The organism is Stenotrophomonas sp. PS02289 (assembly GCF_029960115.1).
Lineage (GTDB): Bacteria > Pseudomonadota > Gammaproteobacteria > Xanthomonadales > Xanthomonadaceae > Stenotrophomonas.
The window spans coordinates 1-9127 of record NZ_JASCOZ010000171.1 but is presented as its reverse complement, the minus strand read 5'-3'; the positions used below and the strand labels follow the sequence as shown (position 1 = coordinate 9127).

The window sequence follows — 9127 nt, the reverse complement described above, 5'->3', positions numbered from 1 at the left end:
AAAACACTAGTTGTCCAAGGGCGCTAACCAGGTTCCGCGAGGCGCGCCTCGCGCCCTGACTGCATCTCTCCTAAGTACCGGCGGCAAGGGCATTGCGCGCAATGCACGCGCCGTCAGTGAGTGGATCATTTTAGCTTCACAGAGTGGGGTGTGCACACGACTCGACATGTGCACACCGCCATCTCGATCGCTAGGTCTTCAATCAGACGGATTCATGTGCCGTAGGATGATGCAATCCTTCTTCCATTCGATGGCGAGGCGGCTTCCAACGGCCCAACCGACTCGCGTCATCCACATTCCCCGAAGCCAAAGGCTAGGGATTTGGTTGCTCGCCAAGTTCCGCTTGCCAGTGGGGTCTTGGATTGCGACGACCCGAAGCGTATCCGGCTTGGTGAAGTACAGTCGACCGCCCTTGGGCTTCTTGTCGGAATTGTCGTTGTTCGATGAATCTGTCATGTGATACCTCGTAGTGTGAAGTCTCCCTCGCCGGAATGGCGAGGGAGCCGGGAGGTTGATATCCGTTTGAACGACGGCATGACGTATTCCCCGGAGGTGTTCTATTTCGCCACCCTCCCGGCGTTTAACGCCTCACACCTAACGGTTCAAGGAGATATCAAGCTCCCGAGGCACACTCTGCACAACAGATCGTACGAACTGAAAATCGCACTTTCGCAACGATAATGGATGACGGAAGTTCGACGCGAATGAGGTGACGCAATTGGACCGAAATGTGTCGGTTGCTCTACTTTTCCGTGAGCTGCATCACGTGTGTTCGCATCCGCGTCAAAGAAGCGTCTCGGAAAACTCGCCAGAAGCGACGTCAGGGGATGCTGACGTGATTGGCTGCAAGTGCGGGCGTGGAGTGATTTCGGGGTTCTGCGAGATCGGAGCAGACTGCGGTTTACTGCGCTTGAGGTAGCGTGAACTAGGGCATGTTGCACCAATTCTGGAGGCAGAGTCCGGGCGAGCAAGAAGCGCTTGCTGTTGGGCCTTTGTCGTCCACTGCCAGAGAAATTGCATGGCGCGTTTCCGCCAGATCGACTGTACTGGCATCGACGGTCCGCATCATGGTTGCATTCGAATCAGGCATGAGTGCGGAAGAAGTCGCAGATCAAACAAATCCCAAGGAGGCATCGAATGGCAAGAAGGCGGAAAGTGATTCTTGGGTTCTCCTGGAAGCGTGCATCAGGTCTATCCAGTGCAAAGGCTAAGTTGTCACGTCAGATCGGCATCCCTCTCACGCGGAGTGGGCGTCAACGCAAGATGGGCCGGGCCATGGGGTGCTGTGTGCCTGCTGCGTTCTTGTTGGCCGGAAGCGTCGCGGTTGTGATGGGGTTGGGGTCGGTGACCAAATACTTGCTGGCATGATTTGGTTTGAGACGGCTGGAGCTGCCGGGCAGAGCCCTGCTCTACGTTTTAAGATTTGAGTTAGGAGGCAATGCGGGTGAGCGGTGATTTGGAATGAGTAAAGTCACGTCGTTGTTGCCGGTACATCCGGGCGAGATTCTGGCCGAGGAGTTCATGGTCCCGTTGGACATCTCTGTTGATGAGCTCGCAAGGGATATCAGGGTCTCGCCGGCGCTGGTTTCGGACATCCTTGCGGGTCGTGCTGGCATAAGTGCGGAGTCGGCTATGCGGCTTGGGCGCTACTTCAGCACGTCGTATCAGATGTGGCTGAATCTGCAGAAGAGTTACGACATGCATCACGCCCGCATCGAGCATGCGCAATCGCTTGCGCAGATTCGTCTGATGGAAGAGCGTAAGGTTCCGCCAACTGCGGACATTCTTCGCCTTCGCCGATAGATCGGTTGAGGATTGCCGGCGGATGCGTTAAGTTCGAGTAGAGAGCAGCCGGGCAGAGCCCGGCTCTGAGGTTGGTCAGGCGTGGACGGTTACGCCAGTCTCGGACCCTGATGGGTTTGCTCTTCGCGCTGTTGCTGGTCTTGGGTCTGCGCTTGCGCCAGGGCCAGCTCCTGCGCGCCTCGGCTGTTGTTCGCGGCTGCGTACTGTTGCTCCGGCGCTGCAGCTAAGGCTTCCTGCGTTGGCATGTGCGCCCGGTTGGCGGCCGGGTCGGGTGACGCGCCGGGTCCGGAGCGGGTTACAAACATGGTGGTGCCAGCGGCGCGGCTCTCCGTGGCCTCATTCAGCGCCATTTCCACCTTGTCGCCGGGTTTGAAGCCGGCTTCCACTGCCAGGCGATACGCGCTGGCAAGCAGGTGGTCGCTGCTCCTGTCCCACGGTTTGTGGTGCTTCTCATCAAGTGTAGCCACGGAGGACCGCAGCTGCTCCAGCAGCCCGGCGTCTTCGGGTCGCGGTGCCATGCTGTGGCGGCGGTCCACCTCCGCCCTGTCCGGCGTAGCGGGCGGTGTCACGCTGGATGGTGCTGGGGCGTCCGGTGAAGCCGCTGGCCGCGTTCGTGCCTGCTCGATCTCTGCAGGCGTGGTGGTGGACACCACCTCCATCCGCTCATCGTCTTTTCCGACCAGGGTGGCAATGGATCCATCTTTCTGTACCTGCAACATGTACGTGCCGTTGCCAGGCATGTCGCGTGCGTGATCCTGGGCGACGGCCGCCACGGCGGCATCAATCTCTTCTGCGTTGCGCGGAACGCCCGCACGCCGGTAGGCGTCCACCACCTGGCCGCGCAGTCCGTACTCGGTGGGCGTGGGGTTGGCCCGGGCGATGTCCGCCATGGAGGTGAGCTCCTGCACACCTGCCTGCTGGCTCTCACGCGTGCGGTTGAGCTCCTCGATGATGTTGCCTTCAGCGGGATTGGTACCGTAGACCCAGCCTGGGGTGTGCCATTGTCCGTTGGCATCCTGGGTGTACTTCTCGCCGTTCGACGCGCGCAGAGGCTGTGTCTGGGTCTGGGCGTTGGTGATTACCTCGGGCACCGGCTCGATGCTGGCGAACTCGTTCCAGCCGTACTGGTTGAATGCCACTTGATAACGGGCGGCGAGTGCTTCTGGGGTATTGGCAGCGTTCTGGGCAATGATGCGCTGCGATTCCAGTTCCAGCTCTGCAGATTTCTCTGGGCTGATCGCCACGGCACGATCATTGGGAACGCGACCGTCCACCATCTCGTGGATGGACAAATGCCACTGGCCATTCTGTGCATTGCGCACGTAGTGGCGGTTGACCTCGAACGGCTCACGCGAGGTGGAATCGACTTGGGCATCCAGCTTGAACGGGTCCTGTGGCCTGGGCAGGTTGGCCATGCCCAGCGAGTACGAGTCGTTGGCAGCCTTGTAGTTCAGTTCGTCCACCAGTCGGCCACCTGCCACCACGGTGGTATCGCGGTAGCTACCGTCAGGCTGCGGCGTGCGCACGCTGCGGCTCCAGGTGCCGGTGGGGTCCTCGGGCTCGCGGCTCCATTCGTTGCCGCTGCGGTCCACCTGGGTGTAAACAGCCTTCTTGTCCTGGTACTGCGCCCAATATTCGCCGGCAAAGCCGCCGGCCACACCGCCGATCAGGCTGGTGGCTAACGCTCCGGGACCGGTCCACGAACCAGTGACGGCCCCGTAGCCTGCTCCCAAGAGGAAGCCGCCGCCGAAGCCGCCCACGGTGCGGCCCACGAAGTGGGTGCCGGCGGATTTCGCCCCTGCTTCGTTGCCCTCGCTGCGTAGTTCGGCCACGCGGTGTCCGGTGATCGCGAAGTCCACCGCCAGTGCGGCCACGCCGGCGGCACCGAGCACGCGTGCGCCGGTCATCTGTCCGCGCGTGGCGGCGGCCTCGGCCGCGCCTTCCACGGCACCGGTGCGGCCAGCCGTGCCGGCCAGCTCGGGCGCGGTGGGGGCAGGGCGTGCGATGGTCAGTGGCATTTCCGGGTTGAACGCGGTGCGCACCCGCGCGGCGGTGTGCTCGGTCAAAGGCAGGCGACCGGCCTGGTTGGCTTCCTCAATTGCCGCGCCTAACGACGCGCGGCCACCCCAGCGTTCGCTCAGGGTGGAGTTGCCGGGCTGGTCGATGGCGTCCAAGGCCAGCTTCACGTTGGCTTCGGACTGGGTGACACCGCGCCAGCGTAACTCGGCGGGCTCAAGGTTCTTCAGTTCTGCAATCTGCGCGGCGTGAGTGCGCTGGTAGCCGTCGAGGTCGGCGAAGAAGGTGCGGACCTTGGCGTTGGCTTCAGCCGGGGTCATGCCCTCGGGCGTGTTGGTGACGAGGTCGCCGTTAAGGATGCCGGCGCGCAAGGTGTAGTCGATATTCTCGATGCGTGCGGCCATGCGCTGTGCAGCGGCCGCTTGTTGCTCGGGAGTTACGCGCTGGCCAAGTGCAGCCCGGCCGTCCGAGGACCTTTCCAGATCCTCAAGTAAAAGCGCGAGCTGGTCCGAGTAGTCGCCTAGCGGCCCACCCGGATGCGGGGAGATGCCCATCTTTGCCGCCAGTGACTGGTCGGCGGGCAAATTGAGAATGTTGACTTCACCATGCAGTTCGAACAGGCCTCGACGGGCGAGCTCCTGCAGGAGCCGACTGTCCTTGAAAGCGGCCTGTTCAATAAGGTGGTGACCTTGAAAAACCGGTGTATCAGGCATCGGCAGAGCTCCTGCTCAGAAATCCATTTCGACGATGATTCGGCTACAAAGCTGATACATCCCGCAAGCGCACGCCGTCGAGGCTGGCGCGCTCAAGTGCGTCAAACATGACGCGGTCGCAAATAGGGAAGAAACCGCTGCCGGACTGGCGGAACACATGCGCACCGTCCAAGGCCTCCTTCCTGAAAACCAGAGAGGCCCCGCCAACGGCGCTATAGAACGGCACATCCTCGCCGGTAATGTAGTCGTGGTCTGTGGTGATCTTCACCCGCGACGCAGGAGCGTCCAGCGCATCCAGCTCGCGAACCACATCGCACAGGTAGTACTGCGGGCCGGGCGAGCCGTCAGCCAGCGTGAAGTCGCACGCCGCAAACGCGAAGCCAGCCGAGTCCACGGCCTCGAAGACCTCTTTCAATGCCCTCGAGACAATCCAGATGCTGGCGTAAACCTCAAAATCACGTGGCAAACCGCCTTCGGCGGGTACGTGGATCAGATGAGGACGCTCGGAATACTGGGCAGGGTCGCCATTCGGCGGGTCCACTGTGTTCATGCCAGGCCTGCAGAGCGCCGCCTCGTTGGCGAACTGCAGGCCGTGCCCAACGCCATCAGCCCATCGGCTGGGCTGCAGAAAGTAGAACTCGCCTTGATGGGACGTTGTGTCCGTTGCAGTGAGAGTGGCGGTCGGTTCGGTCACGGTGGCTTCCATCATGGATGCGGGGGCAGAACGGGACAGCAGCAGGGCTGATGCTAGCGGGGCCAGGTCCATGCTACAAGCGATGCTCGTCCGCAGTGCTCAGTCCTCCGTTGCGGGTTTCCTGGCGGGGCTGGAAGCAGGCGGCGCGGCCAGTGCCGCTTCCGCTGCTGCGTCGGAGGCGGCGGCTGCCTTATCGGCTTCACGTTCGATTTCTTCGTTCAGCGCTTTGACCACCGCGCCTTCCTCGGGTAGCTGTCGCTTGCTATGCAGGCAGCCGCGTCCGCCGCTTACGTCGACATAGAAATCAAACTGCTTGCGCAGGCCGTAGCCCACCTTCCATGAGATCGGGTACACCTGGCCCGGCTGTTCGACCATATGGGTTGGCAGGTTGGCGGTGGCACCGTTGAAGGTGACCGCCGCCGTTGCCTCGGCATACGTGACCCGATTGTTCCCGTGCATGGTCAGGCGTTGCTTTTCAATCAGACCTTCCTTGGGATAGTTCGCAAGGGTCACGCCTGACATCTCCAGCGGTACGTCGCTACCGGTGTCCAGCAACACCAGCGAATCGCGCTTGCCAATGCGCATCGGCACGCGCAGCGAGTTCTGGGTACCCCACAGCGACGAGGTGAATGTCGCGGTCTGCTGGCAGATCGATTGTGGAACGCTGGCAAGCGTTTCCAGTTGATCTTCTTTCAGTACAAACGGGCCGAGCCGCTGAATCACGTCGAGTCCGAGCATGACGAAGGGAATGTCATCGGTCACGGTGAAGGAGACGTTTCGCAGCAGAACATTACCCAGTCGGACATCCACGGGCGCGGCGAGGCCGATCAGTACTGGATGTCCGGGCTTGGTGGAGTCGTACCCGAAGCCATCGGTGATGCTCAAGCGCATGGCCTGCGCTGCCTTGCGGCTGATGTGCGAACGCGAGGCGCCCGTGTCGATGATGAAGTCGGTGTCGATGTTGCGTGTCGTTCCATCGGTGCCGCCTTCGATCTTTCCGGTAATCACTGGAAGCCCGGCGCGGTCGGACACCGTGAAGCGCGTGCCGGGGGAGACGGGCGTGGCCAGAACGCCGGATTCCGGGACGCTCAGGAATTGCTCGAACGTGAGCCGGCTCAGTGTGGGCACCTCGGCGTCCGCTGGCATTTTCGGAGCGAGGTGCTCTTGGAAGATGCCGCGCACCTGTAGCATCTCGCTCGCCCAGCCCGCTATATCGTTCGCCAGCAGGCGGTTGCCGGCACGCAGGCTGCGGCAGAGATACATCACGGTCTGGGTGGGTGCCGCCTTCACCGCAGCGTCGGCGATGCAGGCATCGGCCCACTTGTTGGACTGCGGCAGGTCGCCGCGAACCCGGTAGTAACCGGCGCGCGCGGCAAGACGGACGGGTCCATTGGTCTTTCCCACGCGTTCGAGGGTGTTGCGGTCACCGCGCATCACGGCAAGGGTGATGCCGTCGCTATCCTCGGCCACAACTTCGCGGGCGATCGCCGGGGCGCAGGTGGAAGATGCCATCGCTGCGGCAAACAGCCATGGGGCGAGGGGGCGTGCAGGTGACTTCATCGTGCGTCCTTTCACATTGCCATAGTCCATGTGCCGGAGCGTAGCAGGCGATTGGAAAGGTTCGGTGAACTACTGACGACGGGCTACACTTCGGGTAGATCACACAGGGACGCGTTGCATGGTGCCGTACGGGTTAAACAAGGATCAGTTCACGTCCATGTATCGCCAGAAGCTTGATCGGATATCACCGACGGCGATCGAGGTACTTCGAAATCATTTGCTGCGCCCGGTCGAGCCCGGCGTACTCAGCGTCAATGTGGTCATTTTCCCGGGAGTGCAGGGTGAGTCACCCTCTGCCTGGATCTACTACAGCGGGGATCACAACAAGGTCGATCATGCCGATACCCGGCTGTTTTCCGGGCGATCGATGGAGTTGCCGGTCGGCCTGGAGGGGCTGTCCGACATTGACGAACGCTACTTTACCGATGTCGATGAGTTCGACGGCGTGGCGCTGGTCGTTCCGCTGTTGAGCCGCTGGCTGGCAGAATGCTGGTGGAAGGCGGGCGGCTGGAGCTATCCGATTCCTACGATGCTGTTCGTAGACGAGTTCGGGAGGGTGGGTCGCGAAGTGCTGACCGAGGCTGTCAAGTTGGCTTGACCGGGTCGGTCTTATGCGATGATGCCCGAACATCCAGGGGGGATTGTCCATGAAGCATCAGTTGGTAGTCGCGTGGCTCGCCGCGTTGCTGTATTCCGGAAATGCATTTGCACAAAGCGCAGCCGAGACCGGGGGGTATATCACGGGCAGAATTCTCGGTATCCCGATCCTGGCGTTTCTCGTCTGGCAGGTGATCAAACACGTGAAGGCGCAGGCCGCCCACAAGAAGCTGATAGAGGAGCGCAGGAAAGCGCGTGCCGCGCAGGAACAGGCAGCCAAGGTCGAGTAAGCGTCCGGTTGTCGGTGCAGACCTGCGTGACCCTTCATACCCTGCTTTGCGGCATGCGTTCACCGCTTAGCCGCACCGAATAAGGCAAGGTGGGTGACTGACAGCACAGGACAGTCCCCATGACCCAGGCATTCATCATCGGCGGCGCAGGCAAGATCGGCCGCCGCCTCGCCCAGCAGTTGCACGCACGCGGTCACCGCGCGTTGTCCCTGTACCGGGCACCCGAGCAGGCTGCCGAATTGCAGCAGCTTGGGGCGACCCCGGTGCAGGGAAATCTGCTCGAACTCGACGAAGCGGCGCTTGCCGAACTCATGGCCGGCAGCGACGTCGTCGTCTTCACCGCCGGCGCTGGCGGCAAGGGCGGGCCGGAGATGACCAATGCCATCGATGGGCGCGGACTGGAACTGGCCGTAGCTGCGGCAAGGCGCGCCAACGTGCGTCGCTTCCTGCTGGTCTCCGCCTTCCCCGAAGCCGGGCGCGGCCGCCAGGTCTCCGATCCCTTCGAGAACTACATGGCGGTCAAGAAGCAGGCCGACGTGCATCTGGCGCAGAGCGACCTGGACTGGGTGATCTTGCGTCCGGGCACTCTTGTGGACGCCGAGGGCACGGGCAGGGTGCACGCCGGGCTGGCCATCCCATACGGCAATGTGCCGCGCGACGATGTGGCCGCCACGCTGCTGGCGCTGATCGAGAAGCCGGCAGTCAGTCGGGTCATCATCGAGCTCACCGAAGGCGACACGCCGGTAGGTGAGGCGTTGGAGCGGTTTGTCTGAGGCGGGCGTCCGTCACATACCGATAGGGGGTGGGGCCGCATACTGCGGCAACACGCCCGGCCTGGGTCCAGTGAGGGTTCGATCATGCGTTCCCCGTTGCTGCTGTCCTGTACGTTCGTCCTGTTGTCATTCGCTGCTGTCGCACCGTCCGCATCTGCGTCGCATCGAGATCGGGACGACGACGCGTCGCTCCCCACCGAGGTCACCTGCGAATCCAACGACCAGCGTCAGGTCTCCTGTGAAATGAATACCCGCGGCGCGGTGGAGATTTCCCGCCAGCTCAGCCGCACCCGTTGCGTGGAAGGGCAGAACTGGGGCCTGGCCAAGCACTCGGTGTGGGTCAGTGATGGCTGCAGGGCCGTATTCCGCAACGTCTCCAAGGTGGCGTCGTTCGCACCAGCCGGTGACACCGCGCTGGGCTCCTGCAACGTGCGCAAAGGTGCACAAGGCACGCTGATAACGCAGGTGCCGGTAGGCGACGACTACCAGGAGCTGATCGTGGACTATCCGGACGGCCGCTTCATGTGCATGCTGCGCAACAACGGTCAGGTGCAGAGCCTTACCCCGTTGAAGCGCCGCTAGCCCGTCAGCGGACATCAAGCTTTACGCTTCCCGTAGTGGCGGGGGCGGGCCCGCGCATCCCGCCCCGCAACGCATTACCCCAAGGGACCCGGCAACAGG

8 protein-coding genes are annotated in these 9127 nt (G+C 62.4%); 5 read left to right on the top strand and 3 right to left on the bottom strand.

Features of this window, described 5'->3' with window-relative positions:
• Positions 1-1461 precede the first annotated feature (1461 nt).
• Positions 1462-1803: a HigA family addiction module antitoxin gene (locus tag QMX83_RS17915; protein WP_282297999.1), complete on the top strand. Its 342-nt coding sequence runs from the start codon at positions 1462-1464 to the stop codon at positions 1801-1803.
• Between the two features lie 89 nt (positions 1804-1892).
• Here the strand turns inward: QMX83_RS17915 and QMX83_RS17910 are convergent, their stop codons facing one another.
• Genes QMX83_RS17910 through QMX83_RS17900 form a run of 3 tightly spaced genes read right to left on the bottom strand, consistent with a single transcriptional unit; the run spans position 1893 to position 6816 of the window.
• Entirely contained in the window at positions 1893-4532 is a 2640-nt protein-coding gene (locus QMX83_RS17910; RefSeq protein WP_282297998.1) for an XVIPCD domain-containing protein, read from the bottom strand.
• A gap of 43 nt (positions 4533-4575) precedes the next feature.
• Positions 4576-5298, bottom strand: a complete 723-nt coding sequence (locus QMX83_RS17905) for a DUF1629 domain-containing protein (RefSeq protein ID WP_336618968.1) — start codon at positions 5296-5298, stop codon at positions 4576-4578.
• 27 nt (positions 5299-5325) lie between these two features.
• Entirely contained in the window at positions 5326-6816 is a 1491-nt protein-coding gene (locus QMX83_RS17900) for a retropepsin-like aspartic protease (RefSeq protein ID WP_282297997.1), read from the bottom strand.
• A gap of 127 nt (positions 6817-6943) precedes the next feature.
• On the opposite strand from QMX83_RS17900, the gene QMX83_RS17895 reads away from it, so the two are divergent.
• The 4 genes from QMX83_RS17895 (at position 6944) to QMX83_RS17880 (ending at position 9028) form a co-directional block, all read left to right on the top strand.
• On the top strand, positions 6944-7384 hold the full coding sequence (locus tag QMX83_RS17895) for a hypothetical protein (RefSeq protein ID WP_282297996.1): 441 nt from the start codon (positions 6944-6946) through the stop codon (positions 7382-7384).
• A gap of 49 nt (positions 7385-7433) precedes the next feature.
• The gene (locus tag QMX83_RS17890) at positions 7434-7673 is read left to right on the top strand and encodes a hypothetical protein (RefSeq protein ID WP_282297995.1); all 240 of its coding nucleotides are present in this window, start codon (positions 7434-7436) and stop codon (positions 7671-7673) included.
• Positions 7674-7792: 119 nt separating this feature from the next.
• Positions 7793-8446, top strand: a complete 654-nt coding sequence (locus tag QMX83_RS17885; protein WP_282297994.1) for an NAD(P)-binding oxidoreductase — start codon at positions 7793-7795, stop codon at positions 8444-8446.
• A gap of 84 nt (positions 8447-8530) precedes the next feature.
• A complete protein-coding gene (locus QMX83_RS17880; RefSeq protein ID WP_282297993.1) occupies positions 8531-9028 on the top strand; it encodes a DUF3011 domain-containing protein in 498 nt (165 codons plus the stop codon).
• Positions 9029-9127 lie beyond the last annotated feature (99 nt).